Genomic DNA, 14,973 nt, shown 5'->3' on the forward strand with positions numbered 1-14,973 from the left:
GTTGACGCATCCGTGACCGCCCCCCGCACCCCTCGCGCCACCCACGTCGTGGCCGTGGGCCTCATGCTGTTCTCGATGTTCTTCGGGGCCGGCAACCTCATCTTCCCGTCGATGCTCGGGGCCGAGGCCGGCCCCGACCTCATCCCCGCGATCACCGGATTCGTCATCACCGGTGTGCTACTCCCCGTCGTCGCCGTCATCGCCGTCGCCATCTCCGGCTCAGGTGTCCTGGACCTGGCGTCGCGGGCGGGACGGGTGTTCGGCGTCGTCTTCTCCGTCGTCGCCTACCTCTCCATCGGTTCGCTCTACGCCATGCCCCGCGCGGCGTCGACGGCGTACACGCTCAGCGTCGAGACGACCCTCGACCTCCACGGCGAGTGGCCGCGGCTGCTGTTCAGCCTCGTGTTCTTCGGCGTCTCGCTCGCCCTCGTCCTCGTGCCCGGCACGGTCGCCGACTCCCTCGGCAAGTACCTCACCCCCGCGCTGCTCGTGCTCATCGCCGTGCTCGTCGTCGTCGGGTTCACCCGGCTCCACGACCCGGCCGTCGCGTCGTCGGCGAAGTACGCGGACTCCCCGCTCGTCACCGGCGTCCTCGAGGGCTACTTCACGATGGACTCCGTCGCCGCCCTCGCCTTCGCCATCGTCGTCGTGACGAGCTTCGGCGCCCGCGGCGTGACGGACCACCGCACGGTCGTCCGCGCGACGGCGGTGTCGACCCTCATCGCCGGGGCGTGCCTGCTGCTCGTCTACGTCTCCCTCGCCGTCCTCGGCACGAAGATGCCGGACAAGACCTCGTTCTCCGACGGGGCGGAACTGCTGTCCCGCGCGTCGGAGCTCACCCTCGGCGACGCCGGGGCGTGGGTCTTCGCCGCGGTCGTCCTCCTCGCCTGCCTCACGACGGCGGTCGGGCTCATCACGGCGTCGGCGTCGTTCTTCCACGAACTGCTCCCCCGCCTGTCGTACCGGGCGTGGTGCGTCGTCTTCACCGTCACCGGGCTCGCCGTGGCGAACCTCGGCCTCCAGCGGATCCTCGCCGTGTCCGGGCCGGTCATCGGCTTCATCTACCCCGTGGCGATCACGCTCATCCTGCTGACGGTGTTCCACATGACCGTCGGCACGCTGCGCATCCCCGTGACCTACCGCGCGGCCGTCACCGTCGCGGTGCTGTTCTCCCTGCTCGACCTCGGCCGCTCCCTCGGCGGCCTCGTCATCGGCTGGATCCCCCTGTTCGCCGACGGGCTCGGCTGGCTCGTGCCGACGCTCGTCGCCGGGGCGGTCGGCTACGCCGTCGACCGCCGCCGGGGCCTCCACGACGAGGCCCTCGTCGGCGGCGACGTCGAGGTGAAGGCCTAGCCCTCCGTCGCGACCTCGGGCAGCGGCTTCGGCCGCGACCCGAAGACGAACGCCCCGTCGGTGACGTCGACGGTGACGATCTCCCCGGCGCCGATCTCGCCGAAGAGGATCTTCTCCGAGAGCTGGTCCTCGATCTCCCGCTGGATCGTGCGCCGCAGCGGGCGGGCACCGAGCACCGGGTCGAAGCCCTTGTCGGCGAGGAGCTTCTTCGCCGTGTCGGAGACCTCCAGGCCCATGTCCTTCTGGGCCAGGGCCCGCTCGACGCGCCCGAGCAGCAGGTCGACCATCTGGACGATCTCGTCCTGCGTGAGCTGGTGGAAGACCACGATGTCGTCGATGCGGTTGAGGAACTCCGGGCGGAAGTGCTTCTTCAGCTCGTCGTTGACCTTCTGCTTCATCCGCTCGTACCGGCCGGCCTCGTCGGCCGCGCCGACACCGCTGAAGCCCATGCCCACGGCCTTCGAGATGTCCTGGGTGCCCAGGTTCGACGTGAAGATGAGCACGGTGTTCTTGAAGTCGACGACGCGCCCCTGGCCGTCGGTGAGACGGCCGTCCTCGAGGACCTGGAGGAGCGTGTTGTAGATCTCCTGGTGGGCCTTCTCGATCTCGTCGAAGAGCACGACGCTGAACGGCTTGCGACGGACCTTCTCCGTGAGCTGGCCGCCCTCGTCGTAGCCGACGTACCCGGGGGGCGCGCCGAAGAGACGGGAGGCCGTGAAGCGGTCGTGGAACTCACCCATGTCGATCTGGATCAGCGCGTCGTCGTCCCCGAACAGGAACTCCGCGAGGGCCTTCGACAGCTCCGTCTTCCCCACGCCGGAGGGACCGGCGAAGATGAACGAACCGCTGGGGCGCTTCGGGTCCTTGAGACCCGCGCGCGTCCGGCGGATCGCCCGCGACACCGCGCGCACCGCGTCCTCCTGGCCGATGATGCGCTTGTGCAGCTCGTCCTCCATGCGCAGGAGCCGGGAGGACTCCTCCTCCGTGAGCTTGACGACGGGGATGCCGGTCCAGTTGCCGAGCACCTCGGCGATCTGCTCCTCACCGACCTCCGCGACGTCCTCGAGCTCGCCGGCGCGCCACTGCTTCTCCTTCTCCTCGCGCTCCTCCGTGAGGGTGCGCTCGTCGTCGCGGAGCGCGGCGGCCTTCTCGAAGTCCTGGTCGTCGATCGCGGCCTCCTTGCGGCGGCGGACCTCGGCGATCTTCTCGTCGACGACCTGGATCGACTTCGGCGCGGTCATCCGCTTGATGCGCATCCGCGCGCCGGCCTCGTCGATGAGGTCGACGGCCTTGTCCGGCAGGAAGCGGTCGTTGATGTACCGGGAGGACAGCTGCGCCGCGGCGACGAGCGCGCCGTCGGTGATGGACACCCGGTGGTGCGCCTCGTAGCGGTCCCGCAGGCCCTTGAGGATCTCGACGGTGTCCTCCACCGACGGCTCCGGCACCTGGACGGGCTGGAACCGGCGCTCGAGGGCGGCGTCCTTCTCGATGTGCTTCCGGTACTCCTCCAGCGTCGTCGCACCGATGGTCTGCAGCTCACCGCGGGCGAGCTTCGGCTTGAGGATGCTCGCGGCGTCGATCGCGCCCTCCGCGGCGCCCGCGCCGACGAGGGTGTGGATCTCGTCGATGAACAGGATGATGTCGCCGCGCTGGTTGATCTCCTTGAGCACCTTCTTCAGGCGCTCCTCGAAGTCACCCCGGTAACGGGACCCGGCGACGAGCGAGCCGAGGTCGAGCGAGTACAGCTGCTTGTCCTTCAGCGTCTCCGGCACCTTGCCGTTGACGATGGCGAGGGCGAGGCCCTCGACGACGGCGGTCTTGCCGACGCCCGGCTCACCGATGAGGACCGGGTTGTTCTTCGTGCGGCGCGAGAGGACCTGCATGATCCGCTCGACCTCCTTCTCACGGCCGACGACCGGGTCGAGCTTGCCGTCCCGGGCCGCCTGGGTGAGGTTCCGCCCGAACTGGTCGAGGACGAGCGAGTTCGACTTCTGGCCGATCTTCGCGCCGCCCTCCGCGCCGGCGCCGACCCCCGCCGTCGCCGGCTCGTCGCCCTCGCTCTCCGGCTCCGCCCCCTCGTAGCCCGACAGCAGCTGGATGACCTGCTGCCGCACCCGGGAGAGGTCCGCCCCGAGCTTGACGAGCACCTGGGCGGCCACGCCCTCGCCCTCGCGGATGAGGCCGAGGAGGATGTGCTCGGTGCCGATGTACTTGTGGCCGAGCTGGAGCGCCTCCCGCAGGGCGAGCTCGAGGACCTTCTTCGCCCGCGGCGTGAAGGGGATGTACCCGCTCGGCGGGTGGCCGCCCGAGCCGATGATGTCCTCCACCTCCGTGCGGACGGCCTCGAGGGAGATCCCCATCGACTCCAGGGCCTTCGCCGCGACCCCCTCACCCTCGTGGATGAGGCCGAGCAGGATGTGCTCGGTCCCGATGTAGTTGTGGTTGAGCGCGCGGGCCTCCTCCTGCGCCAGGACGACGACGCGCCGCGCCCGGTCAGTAAACCTCTCGAACATTAGCTCTCCCTCATCGTTCGGTCTGTTGGCGTCCCACTGTAATTGCTTGTGCGGACGCTCACGGCCCCCCGCGCGTCCCCCACGCCGGACCACCCGCGTCCGGCACCCCGTCACCGCAGGTCACAGGCCATGCGAGGGTGATGTACGCCAGCAGCGAACACGGCTGTGGTCCGCAGGTGGACCGTGGGCTGTAGTCTGGATCACAGATCCGCATGACATCCGAGGAGACACCCATGAGCCAACCGCAGCCCGCCGTCACCCCGGGAATGCTGCCGACCCTTGCGAAAGGCACGCTTCCCCTGTTCCGTTCCGGGGTCCTCAGCCCCATGGGGCCGGTGACCGTCGGCAAGGTGCTCCGCGCGATCCACCACTGGGAGTTCCTCCCGGCCGGCCTCCTGGCCATCGGTGCCGCCCGCGACCCCCACCACGCCGCCCTCATCGACGACGCCGGGTCGCTCACGTACAGCGAGCTCGACGACCAGACCGACCGCCTGGCCCGGGCGCTGTTCCGCTCCGGGATCCGCGAGCGCGACCGCATCGGCATGCTCTGCCGGAACCACCGCGGCTTCGTCATGACCCTGTGCGCCCACGGCCGGCTCGGCACCGACCTCGTGCTGCTCAACACCGGCGCCTCCGCCCAGCAGACCCGCGCCGTCATCCGGGAGCAGAAGATCGACCTGCTCGTCCTCGACGAGGAGTTCATCCCCCTCCTGCCCCGCGACTTCGACGCCTGCCCGGTCATCATCGCCTGGGAGGACACCGACGACGACCCCGAGGCGGAGAACGTCAGCGAGGCCGCCGACGGCGACCACGCCGTCCGCAACCCCGACTGGCCGTCGCTCAACGAGGTCCTCCGCACCTCCCCCGACACCCAGACGATCCCGTCCCGCCCCCGCCGCGGGCGCACCGTCATCCTCACGTCCGGGACCACCGGCACCCCCAAGGGCGCCCGGCGGCCGGAACCCCGGACCTACCTGCCGGCGTCGTCGATCATGTCCCGCATCCCCCTCCGGCACCACCGGCCGTACTACATCGCCGCGCCGATGTTCCACACGTGGGGTTTCGCCCAGATCCAGCTGGCGCTCGCGCTCCGCGCGACGATGATCGTCCAGCGCCGCTTCAGCCCGAAGTCCGCCGTGAAGCTCATCGAGGCGAACCGGCCGCACACCATCGCCATCGTCCCGACGATGCTCAAGCGGCTCCTCACCGCGATCCCCGAGCACTTCAACCCGGGTGTCAAGGTCATCGCCGCGTGCGGTGAGGCCCTGCCCCCGCGCGTCATCTCCGACACGATGGACGCCTTCGGCGCGGTGCTCTACAACCTCTACGGCTCCACCGAGGTGAGCTGGGCGACGATCGCCACGCCCGAGGAGCTCCGCGAGCACCCGTCGACCGCCGGCAAGCCGCCGATGGCGACCGTCGTGAAGATCGTCGACGAGAACGGGAAGCCCTGCGCCGAGGGCGAGGTCGGGGCGATCTACGTCGGCAACGACATGCTCTTCGAGGGCTACACCCGCCCGGGCGCGGACAAGCCGGTCGTCGACGGGCTCGTCGCCACCGGCGACCTCGGCTACGTCGAGGACGGGCTCGTCTACATCGCCGGCCGCTCCGACGACATGATCGTCTCCGGCGGCGAGAACGTGTACCCGCAGGAGACCGAGGACGTCATCTCCGTCATGGACGGGGTCGACGAGGTCGCCGTCCACGGCGTCGACGACGAGGACTTCGGCCAGGCGCTCGCCGCGTTCGTCGTCCTCGCCGACGGCGTCGACCCGGCCGAGTTCCGGGAGCGGGCGAAGCAGGAGGTCAAGGACCGGCTCGCGCGGCACTGCGTGCCCCGCTACTACGTGTTCATGGACAGCCTGCCCCGCAACGAGGTCGGCAAGGTCGTGCCCCGCGAGCTCCCCGAGGTGACCGCGGAGGACCGCGCGTGATCCCCCGGGTCCTCTCCGTCGCGGGGACGGACCCGACCGGGGGCGCGGGGATCCACGCGGACCTCAAGTCCATCGCCGCCGCGGGGGGCTACGGCATGGCGGCGGTGACGTCACTCGTCGCCCAGAACACGTGCGGGGTGCGCTCGGTGCACACCCCGCCGCCGGCGTTCCTCCGGGAGCAGCTCGACGCCGTCACCGACGACGTCGAGGTCGACGCCGTGAAGATCGGCATGCTCGGTGACGTCGCCACCGTGGAGACCGTCGCGGACTGGCTGCCCGACGTGCTCACCGTCCTCGACCCGGTCATGGTCGCGACGAGCGGGGACCGGCTCCTCCCCCGCGACGCCGAGGAGGCGCTGCGGGGGCTCGTGGCGCAGGCCGGCGTCGTCACCCCCAACATCCCCGAGCTCGCCGTCCTCACCGGCCTGGAGCCCGCGACGACGCTCACCGGCGCCGTCGAGCAGGCCCGACGTATCGCCTCCCCCACCACCGCGGTCGTCGTCAAGGCCGGGCACCTCAGCGGGCCCGACGCGGGGAACGTGTGGGTGCACCCGGACGGCGTGCACCACGTGCCGTCGCCGCGCGTCGACACGACGACGACGCACGGCACCGGCTGCTCACTGTCCTCGGCGCTCGCGACGCGCCTCGTGACGGATGCGCCCCGTGAAGCGCTGGCGTGGGTCACACGCTGGCTCCACGGGGCGATCGTCCACGGGGCGGACCTCCATGTCGGACGGGGCCACGGCCCCGTCCATCACGGGTGGGCTACTTCAGATCCTTGGAGCTGAGGCCCAGCTCGCGGCGGGCGACGACGAGCTGCTGGATCTGCTGGGTCCCCTCGAAGATGTCGAGGATCTTGCTGTCACGGGCCCACTTCTCGAGCAGGTCGCGCTCGGAGTAGCCGTAGGCGCCGGCGAGCTCGACGGCGCGGAGGGTGAGGTCGGTCGCCATGCGGCCGGCCTTCGCCTTGCACTCCGAGGCCTCCTTGGAGTTCGGCTGCTTGTTGTCGGCCATCCAGGCGGCGCGCAGCGTCATGAGGTACGCGGCCTCCCAGTCGGACTCGAGGCGGACGAACTCGGACGCGGCCGCGGACTGGGCCCACGCCGGGGCGTCGTAGTTGAGGTCGACGCCGGCGTCCGTGAGGACCTCACGGAGCTTCTCCAGCGACGCGCGGGCGACACCGACGGCCATGGCGGCGACCATGGGGCGGGTGTTGTCGAAGGTGGCCATGACGCCACCGAAGCCCTTCTTCGTGTCGACCTCCGGGGAGCCCAGGAGGTTCTCCTTGGGCACGCGGACGTTGTCGAGGATGAAGTGGGCCGTGTCGGACGCGCGGATGCCGAGCTTGTGCTCGAGGCGGACGAGCTCGAAGCCGGGGGTGTCGCGCGGGACGACGAAGGACTTGATCGCGGCGCGGCCGGCGGACTTGTCGACGGACGCCCACACGACGACGTGGGTGGAGCGCTCACCGGCGGTGACGAAGATCTTCTCGCCGTTGAGGACGTACTCGTCGCCGTCGAGCTTCGCGGTCGCGGCGACGGCGGCGGAGTCGGAGCCGAACTGCGGCTCGGTGATCGCCATGGACGCCCAGATCTTGCCGAAGCGCTCGAGCTGCTCGTCGGTGGCGACGGCGGCGACGGCGGCGTTGCCGAGGCCCTGGTAGGGGATGGAGAGGGTCAGTCCGACGTCGCCCCAGCAGGTCTCGATGACGTTGAGGACGGAGGCCATGTTGCCGCCGTTCTTCACCCCGCCGGTGTCCTTCTTCTTGGAGTCGCCGCGGCCGCCGGAGGCGCCGGCCATCGACTGGCCGGCGTCGGCCATGCCCTCGACGAGCGAGGCCATCGTGTCGAGCTCGACCGGACGCTCGTGCTCGGCCAGGTCGTACTTGCGGGAGATCGGGCGGAAGATCTCGGCGGCGGCCTGGTGCGCCTCGTTGATGCCCGCCTTCATCTTCTTGGGAAGTTCGAGGTTGATCATGATTGAAGTCTCCTTCGTGACGAGTGGCGGGTTAGAGGACGACGACACCCTCGGCGACACCGATGGCACGCAGGTCGCGGTACCACCGCTCCACCGGGTGCTCCTTGGTGTAGCCGTGGCCGCCGAGGAGCTGGACCCCGTCGAGTCCGAACTGCATGCCCTTGTCGGAGGCGAAGCGGCGCGCGAGGCCGGCCTCGCGGTGGAAGGACAGACCCTGGTCCAGGCGGGAGACACCGCGCAGGACGAGGAGGCGGAGGCCGTCGAGCTCGATGCGGATGTTCGCCACCATGAAGGCGACCGCCTGGCGGTGGGAGATCGGCTCGCCGAAGGCCTCACGCTCGTTGACGTAGGTCTTCGTGTAGTCGAGCACGGCCTTGCCGGTGCCGAGGGCGAGCGCGGCCCAGCCGAGGCGGGCGCGGCGGATGATCTCGGCGTACTGCTCGGTGCGGTCCTCGTCGGAGAGGTCCGCGCCACCGAGGAGGTTCGCGGCCGGGACCTTGACGTCCTTGAGGAGGACGCGGCCGAGGGCGGCGCCGCGCAGACCCATCGACGGGTCGGCCTCGACGACGAGCCCCTCGGTGCCGGACTCGACGATGGCGAAGGTGTTGACGCCGTCGAGGTTGACGGCGACGACGAACAGCTCGGCCTTGCCGGCGTTCGGGACCATCGTCTTCACGCCGTTGATGACGATGTCGCCGCCCTCACGGCGCGCGGTCGTCTGCAGCTCGAAGGGGTCGAACAGCGGGCGGGACTCGGAGACGACGACGGCGGCCGGGGGCACCGACTCGCCGGCGAAGGACGGCAGGTACGTCTTCTGCTGGGCGTCGTCGCCGTAGTTCGTGATGGTCGTCGCGACGCCGGCGGGGGCCATGATCGCGGTGGCGAGGCCCATGTCACCGTAGGCGAGCGCCTCGGCGACGAGCGCGCCGGTCGTGGCGCCGGAGGCGGTGGCGATGCCCTCGTACTCCTCCGGGAGGTTGATGAGGGCGACGCCGAGCTCCGCGGCGGTGTCGAGCAGGCCCTCGGCCGGCTCGGCCTTCTCGTTGCACTCGGAGGCGACGGGGCGGAGACGCTCCTCGGCGAACTCCTTCACGGCGCCGACGATCATCTCCTGGTCCTCGGTGGGGGTGAGGTCCCAGAGGGCCTTGCCCGGCTCCTCGGAGGGGAGGCGCACCGGGTCGCCGGAGCCCTTGGACTTGGCGAACGTCCGGTTCACGGCCCCGAGGGTGCGCATGCCGGTCTTCGTGGACTCGTAGGCGACCCGGTCCACCTTCTCGTTGAGGCCGTACTTCGCGGCGAGATCGGAGCCGGTGAACCGGGTCAGGACCCGCATCACCGAACCGACCGCGTCACGGCGGATGTTGTTGAGTCCGGGAGTCGAGTCGTCACGCTTGTTTCGGTCGCTCATGGTGTGGCGTCCACCTTTCGCTGGGAGAGAACTTATGTATCCATCATAAACCACGCCGGTGACTGGGGTCACATCAGTGGGGAGCCTCGGGTTTGACCATCGGGAAGAGCACGGTGTCCCTGATACCCAGGCCGGTCAGGGCCATGAGCAGCCGGTCCACCCCCATCCCGGTACCCGCTGTCGGGGGCATCCCCTGCTCCATGGCCGCGAGGAAGTCCTCGTCGAGAACCATGGCCTCGTCGTCCCCGCCGGCGGCGAGCCGCGCCTGGTCCTCGAAGCGCTCCCGCTGCACCACCGGGTCGACGAGCTCCGAGTACCCCGTCGCCAGCTCGAACCCGCGGACGTACAGGTCCCACTTCTCCGTCACCCCGCGCTCCGTGCGGTGCTGCCGGGTCAGCGGGGACGTCTCGACGGGGAAGTTCCGCACGAACACCGGCCCGCCCAGCTGGTCGGAGCACATGTGCTCCCACAGCTCCTCGACGAGCTTGCCGTGCCCCCACCCGGTGCCGACCTCGAGCCCGACGGCGTCGGCGACGGCGGTGAGCTCCTCCACCGTCGAGTCGACGGTGACCTCGAACCGGTCGTCGAACCGCTTCCGCAGCGCGGCGTTGAGCGACGGGTACATCTCCATCGACGGCCACTCGCCGCCGAGGTCGTACTCCGTCCCGTCGGCGAGGGTCACCGTCGTCGAGCCGAAGACCTCCTGCGCGACCTCCTGGATGACCTCGCGGATCGTGCGGGCGCCGTCGTCGTACGTGCCGTAGGCCTGGTAGGTCTCCAGCATCGCGAACTCGGGGCTGTGGGAGGAGTCGACGCCCTCGTTGCGGAAGTTCCGGTTGATCTCGAAGACCCGGTCGATGCCGCCGACGACGCAACGCTTGAGGTAGAGCTCCGGCGCGATGCGGAGGTACAGGTCGATGTCGAGCGCGTTGGAGTGCGTGACGAACGGGCGGGCCGCCGCACCCCCGTGGAGCGTCTGGAGCATCGGCGTCTCGACCTCGAGGAAGCCCCGGCGCTCGAGCGCGGTGCGCAGGGCCCGCATGACCCGGATGCGCGTGAGGGCGTTGCGGCGCGCCTCCTCACGCATGATGAGGTCGGTGTAGCGGTGCCGCACGCGGGTGTCCTCGCTGAGGTCCTTGTGCGCGACCGGCAGCGGGCGCAGCGACTTCGACGCCATCGCCCAGCTGTCCGCCATGACGGACAGCTCACCGCGCCGCGAGGCGATGATCCGGCCGTGCACCGAGACGATGTCGCCGAGGTCGACGTCCGCCTTCCACTGCGCGAGCGCCTCCTCCCCGACCTCCGCCAGCGAGAGCATGACCTGCAGCTGCGTCCCGTCGCCGTCCTGGAGGCTCGCGAAACACAGCTTGCCGGTGTTGCGCACGAACATCACGCGCCCGGCGACGCCGACCTCGACGTCGGTCTCCTCGCCGGTCGCCAGGACCCGCGCGCCCTCCCGGGGCTCCTCGACGGAGTAGGCGTCGCGGATCTCACGGAGGGAGTGCGTGCGCGCCACCTCCACGGGGTACGGGTCGCGCCCGTCCTCGAGCATCCGCTGCCGCTTCTCCCGGCGGATGCGGAGCTGTTCGGGGAGGTCTGTCTGGTTCTTCGCGTCAGTCATGGTCCCCCAGCCTACGTGACCGTCACTCGTGCAGAAACGCGAGTGGTCCCCGCGCGCGCGTCGTGAACTCCCGGCCGTCCGGCGCCGTCCAGACGACCGTCACTCCCCCGTCCGGCGTCCGCGTCCGCCACCCGAACCACGTCTTGAGGTTGTGGTGGTGCTGGCACACGCAGTGCAGGTTGGCCGGGTCCGTCGGCCCGCCCTCGGCGTACCCGACGATGTGGTCGGCCTGGCACCGGTCCGCCGGCACCCGGCACGCGGGGAACCGGCAGTGCCCGTCCCTTCCGGTGAGGTGCCGCCGGACCGCCGCCGACGGCCGGTAGCGGTCCACCCCCGGGGGCACCTCGGCGTGCCGGTGGACCCGGGTGGCGACCTCCGCCCACAGGTCCGCCGTGCACGGACTCACCCACCCGGTGCCCGGGACGTACCCGGGCCCGCCCAGGGCGCGGAAGAGGTGGAGGTGGACGGTCACCCGCTCCGGGGACCCGCGGAGGAGGTCGACGGCCGCCTCCACGGGACTGCCGCCGCGCCGCCGCGCCGCCGTCCGCACGGCCGCCATGCACAGCCCGGCCGTGACGTCGTCCCCGCACTCGACGATGATCCGGGAGCCGCGCCGCCGGACGCCGGGCGTCCGTCGCTCCGCCTCCGCGCTGAGGAACGGGGCCGCCGTCGTGAGGACGCGCTCGAGGACGTCCCGCAGGTCCTCGACGGACAGCGGCCCCTCCGTCGCGTCGAGCAGCTCGATGACCGCCACCTCACACGTGAAGTCGAGTTCCGCGGTCGCCTCCGGGCACCGCACCGTGCGGCGCCGGACCGCGGTCCAGATGACGTGGAGGTGGACGACGGAGAGGCGTCCGTCGTCCTCCGCCACCTCCCACAGGTCCGGCATCCGCCGGGAGAGTTCCCCGGCGTGGGCCATGACGGCGGCGTCGTACCTCCCCCTCCCCCGGAGCAGCCGCACGCACCCTGTCCCGTGGAGCGTCGCGGCGAGCCGGAGTTCGGCGACGGTCACCTCGCGCAGCGCAGTGACCACGGTGTCCATCGGGTCCCCCCTTCCCCGTCGCCGCACCCCGCGGCGACGTCCGATGTGCTGCCCCCACCCTAGGACCCGCCCCGGACACCGCCCCCCCACCCGCAGCGCCCGTTCCCGCAGCTCACCGACTGTCACGTTCGAACCACACAGCCAATGTGGCAGACATCACACCAGCCAGTCGTTCGGGGTGAACAGCTCCGTGTGCACCGCCGCCGGCGCGAACCGCCCGACCTGCGGCAGCACCGCCCGGAGGAACCGCTCCCCGCCGCAGAGGTACCACCGCGCCCCCTCCGGCAGGTCCGCGAGCTCGACCTCCCCGGTGAACCGCCGGTGCTCCCCGCCGAGCGCCGCGACGAGCCGGTCGGTCACCTCCTCCTGCGCGTACCCCACGCCCGGCTGCTCGACGTGGAGCACCGTCACCGGCCGGTCCCGCACCCCGCGCAGGATGCCCACCAGCGGCGTCGACCCGATCCCGGACCCGACGAGCACCAGCGGCTCGTCACCGGCGAGGACGAGGTCCCCGGCCGGCAGCGTCGCGTCGACGGTGGCCGGCAGGGTGTCCAGCAGGTGCGAACTCACCTCGCCGTCCCGCTGCACCACGACAGTGAACCCCCGCCCGTCCCAGTCGACGAGCGAGTACTGCCGCAGCTGCCGCGCCCCGTCCGGCAGCCGCACCCCGATCGACGTGTACTGCCCCGGCCGCGTGTCCGCGAACCCCGGCGCGTCGAACGTCAGCTCCGTCACCCGCGGGGTGAGCGCCCGCGACCCGCGCAGCCGCGCGGTGACGAACACGTCCCCGTCGTCGACCCCCGCCCGCCGGTACAGGGCCCGCTCCTCCCCGACGAGCACCTCCTCCAGCAGGCGGTACACCTCCTCCCACGCCTCCGCGACCTCCGGGGTCACCGCGTCGCCGAGAACCTCGCCGATCGCCGCGAAGAGGTGGTCGTGGACGACGACGTACTGCTCCGCGGTCACACCGAGGGAGACGTGCTTGTGCGCGATGCGGGACAGCATCCCCTCCGGGGGCCGCGCCCCGGGGTCGACGAGCATCGTGGCGAACGTCGCGACCGACGCCGCGAGCGCCTTCTGCTGCCCACCGGAGCGCTGGTTCCCCCGGTTGAACAGGTCCCGCTCGAGCTCCGGGTGGGCGGCGAACATCGAGCGGTAGAACAGCCGGGTGATCTCCCCGATGTGCGCGCCGACGAGCGGCAGGGTCTCCCGCACCGTCCGTTCGTGCTCCGGGGTGAGGCGGGGATGGGTGGTCGTGAGCATGGCAGTCAGTCCTTCGTCAGGGTCGGAGGGTGGATCGGGAGTCCGGCCGTGCCGGCGACGAGGTCGCCGACCGTCTGCCCGTCGAAGGTGGCGAAGAAGTTCTCCCTCGCCTCCGCCAACCGGTGACGCAGGGCACAGCCACGGTCCGCGAGGGGGCACCCCCCGCACCGGACGACCTCGCCGGGGCCCTCCAACTCGCGCAGCAGCCAACCGACGTCGGTCCGCAGCGCACCCTCGGCGAGGGACACCCCACCACCCCGGCCGCGGACGGACTCGGCGACACCGAGGTCGACGAGCCGGGCCACGACCTTCTTCACGTGGGACGGCGACGCGTTCGCGAGGACCGCGATCCGCCCCACCGTGGACCGCCGGCCCGACATGAGCATGAGCGAACGAAGCCCCAGGTCAGCGAAGGTGGTGAGGTGCATGCCCCTGACGCTAGGCCGCCGCCGGGAAAAGATCCATCCGGGATGCGCCTTTAAATGTCACGCCGCGCCGGCGCGGGCGTCATCCGTCGAGCCCACCCCCACGCGAATGATCTCAGTCACATGTGCGCGGGTCGAGCAGGCCGGACCCCTCCGGCGCGTGGGCCGGGTCGGTGCCCTCCTCGACCCGGCGGTTGTCCCCGTCGACGAAGACGACGCGCGGGGACCGGTCGGCGAGCTCGTCCTCGCCGTACAGGGCGTAGCCGATGATGATGACGAGGTCACCGGGGCTGATGAGCCGCGCGGCCGCACCGTTGATCCCGATGATGCCGGTCCCCCGCTCGCCGGCGATGACGTACGTCGTGAGCCTCGCCCCGGTGTCGATGTCGACGACGTCGATCTGCTCCCCCTCCAGCAGGTCGGCGGCGTCCATGAGGTCACGGTCGATCGTGCACGACCCCACGTAGTGGAGGTCGGCCTGGGTGACCGTGGCCCGGTGGATCTTCGACTTCAGCATCGTCCGCAACACGGGGTGGACCTTACCCTTCCACGCCCGCGGCGCCGAGCGGGACCCCGACGTTGTCGATGAGCCGGGTCGTGCCGACGCGGCCCGCGACGAGGAGACGGGCGTCGCCCTCCGCCGGGGCCTCCCCCAGATCCGGGGCTCGCAGGGCCAGGTAGTCGACGTCGACGCCGCTGTCGTCGAGCACCGCGCGGGCCGCGGCGAGGACCGCCTCCGGGCCCCGCGCCGCGGCGTGCGCCCCGGCCGTCAGCGCCGCGGACAGCGCCAACGCCGTCTCCCGCTCCGCGGCGGACAGGTACGTGTTCCGCGACGACCGCGCGAGCCCGTCGGCCTCCCGGACGACCGGCACCCCGTGGACGCGGACCCGCATGTCGAGGTCCGTCACCATCTGCTGCACGAGGACGAGCTGCTGCCAGTCCTTCTCCCCGAACACCGCGTGGTCGCAGTTCGTCAGGCGGAACAGCTTGTTGACGACCGTGAGCATCCCCGCGAAGTGCGTCGGCCGGTGCTCCGCCTCGAGGACCGCCCCCGCCGGCCCCGGGTGGACCGTCGTCCGCGGGCCGTTCGGGTACATGTCGCGGACCGTCGGGGCGAAGACCGCGTCCACCCCCGCCGCGCGGAGCTTCGCGACGTCCTCGTCGAGGGTGCGCGGGTAGGCGTCGAGATCCTCCCCCTCCCCGAACTGGAGCGGGTTGACGAAGATGCTGACGACCACGACCCCGCCCGGGATCCGCTGCGCCTCCCGCACGAGCGCGAGGTGCCCCTCGTGCAGGGCCCCCATCGTCGGGACGAGGACGACGGGCCGCCCCGTGGCCCGCAGCGCCCGGGTGAGGTCCCCGATGCCGTCGGTCGTCGTGTACACCGTCGCCTCGCCTGGCCGGAAGGTCATGGTTCTCCTTGAGTCTGTCGGGTCT

At 71.3% G+C, this 14,973-nt stretch carries 12 protein-coding genes; 3 read left to right on the forward strand and 9 right to left on the reverse strand.

Going from position 1 to position 14,973, the window contains the following annotated elements:
• Nucleotides 1-12: 12 nt before the first annotated feature.
• Nucleotides 13-1,353, forward strand: a complete 1,341-nt coding sequence (brnQ, locus tag CBOVI_RS08730) for a branched-chain amino acid transport system II carrier protein (RefSeq protein WP_010268817.1) — start codon at nucleotides 13-15, stop codon at nucleotides 1,351-1,353.
• Here brnQ and CBOVI_RS08735 read toward each other — a convergent pair.
• A complete protein-coding gene (locus CBOVI_RS08735) occupies nucleotides 1,350-3,866 on the reverse strand; it encodes an ATP-dependent Clp protease ATP-binding subunit (RefSeq protein WP_010268814.1) in 2,517 nt (838 codons plus the stop codon). The two genes, brnQ and CBOVI_RS08735, sit on opposite strands and share 4 nt — an antisense overlap.
• Before the next feature lie 233 nt (nucleotides 3,867-4,099).
• On the opposite strand from CBOVI_RS08735, the gene CBOVI_RS08740 reads away from it, so the two are divergent.
• On the forward strand, nucleotides 4,100-5,800 hold the full coding sequence (locus CBOVI_RS08740) for an AMP-binding protein (protein WP_139016709.1): 1,701 nt from the start codon (nucleotides 4,100-4,102) through the stop codon (nucleotides 5,798-5,800).
• Nucleotides 5,797-6,588: a bifunctional hydroxymethylpyrimidine kinase/phosphomethylpyrimidine kinase gene (gene thiD / locus CBOVI_RS08745; RefSeq protein ID WP_010268806.1), complete on the forward strand. Its 792-nt coding sequence runs from the start codon at nucleotides 5,797-5,799 to the stop codon at nucleotides 6,586-6,588. Before CBOVI_RS08740 ends, thiD begins: the two co-directional genes overlap by 4 nt.
• On the opposite strand, the gene CBOVI_RS08750 is transcribed toward thiD, so the two are convergent.
• The 8 genes from CBOVI_RS08750 to panC all read right to left on the reverse strand — a co-directional run bounded on the left by CBOVI_RS08750 (nucleotide 6,566) and on the right by panC (nucleotide 14,948).
• A complete protein-coding gene (locus tag CBOVI_RS08750; RefSeq protein WP_010268805.1) occupies nucleotides 6,566-7,777 on the reverse strand; it encodes an acyl-CoA dehydrogenase family protein in 1,212 nt (403 codons plus the stop codon). The genes thiD and CBOVI_RS08750 overlap by 23 nt on opposite strands.
• A 31-nt stretch (nucleotides 7,778-7,808) precedes the next feature.
• Entirely contained in the window at nucleotides 7,809-9,185 is a 1,377-nt protein-coding gene (locus CBOVI_RS08755) for an acyl-CoA dehydrogenase family protein (protein WP_010268801.1), read from the reverse strand.
• A gap of 73 nt (nucleotides 9,186-9,258) precedes the next feature.
• Nucleotides 9,259-10,806, reverse strand: a complete 1,548-nt coding sequence (gene lysS / locus CBOVI_RS08760; RefSeq protein ID WP_010268798.1) for a lysine--tRNA ligase — start codon at nucleotides 10,804-10,806, stop codon at nucleotides 9,259-9,261.
• 22 nt (nucleotides 10,807-10,828) lie between these two features.
• Nucleotides 10,829-11,848, reverse strand: coding sequence for an HNH endonuclease signature motif containing protein (locus tag CBOVI_RS08765; protein ID WP_010268793.1), 1,020 nt, complete (start codon nucleotides 11,846-11,848; stop codon nucleotides 10,829-10,831).
• 156 nt (nucleotides 11,849-12,004) lie between these two features.
• Nucleotides 12,005-13,111, reverse strand: coding sequence for a globin domain-containing protein (locus tag CBOVI_RS08770; protein ID WP_010268789.1), 1,107 nt, complete (start codon nucleotides 13,109-13,111; stop codon nucleotides 12,005-12,007).
• Nucleotides 13,112-13,116: 5 nt separating this feature from the next.
• Nucleotides 13,117-13,539 carry an RrF2 family transcriptional regulator gene (locus CBOVI_RS08775; RefSeq protein WP_010268786.1) on the reverse strand — a complete coding sequence of 141 codons (423 nt, stop codon included), beginning with the start codon at nucleotides 13,537-13,539 and terminating at the stop codon, nucleotides 13,117-13,119.
• Between the two features lie 112 nt (nucleotides 13,540-13,651).
• On the reverse strand, nucleotides 13,652-14,065 hold the full coding sequence (gene panD, locus CBOVI_RS08780) for an aspartate 1-decarboxylase (protein WP_010268781.1): 414 nt from the start codon (nucleotides 14,063-14,065) through the stop codon (nucleotides 13,652-13,654).
• A gap of 10 nt (nucleotides 14,066-14,075) precedes the next feature.
• Nucleotides 14,076-14,948, reverse strand: a complete 873-nt coding sequence (gene panC / locus CBOVI_RS08785; protein ID WP_010268777.1) for a pantoate--beta-alanine ligase — start codon at nucleotides 14,946-14,948, stop codon at nucleotides 14,076-14,078.
• Nucleotides 14,949-14,973 lie beyond the last annotated feature (25 nt).

Source organism: Corynebacterium bovis DSM 20582 = CIP 54.80, assembly GCF_030408615.1.
GTDB lineage: Bacteria > Actinomycetota > Actinomycetes > Mycobacteriales > Mycobacteriaceae > Corynebacterium > Corynebacterium bovis.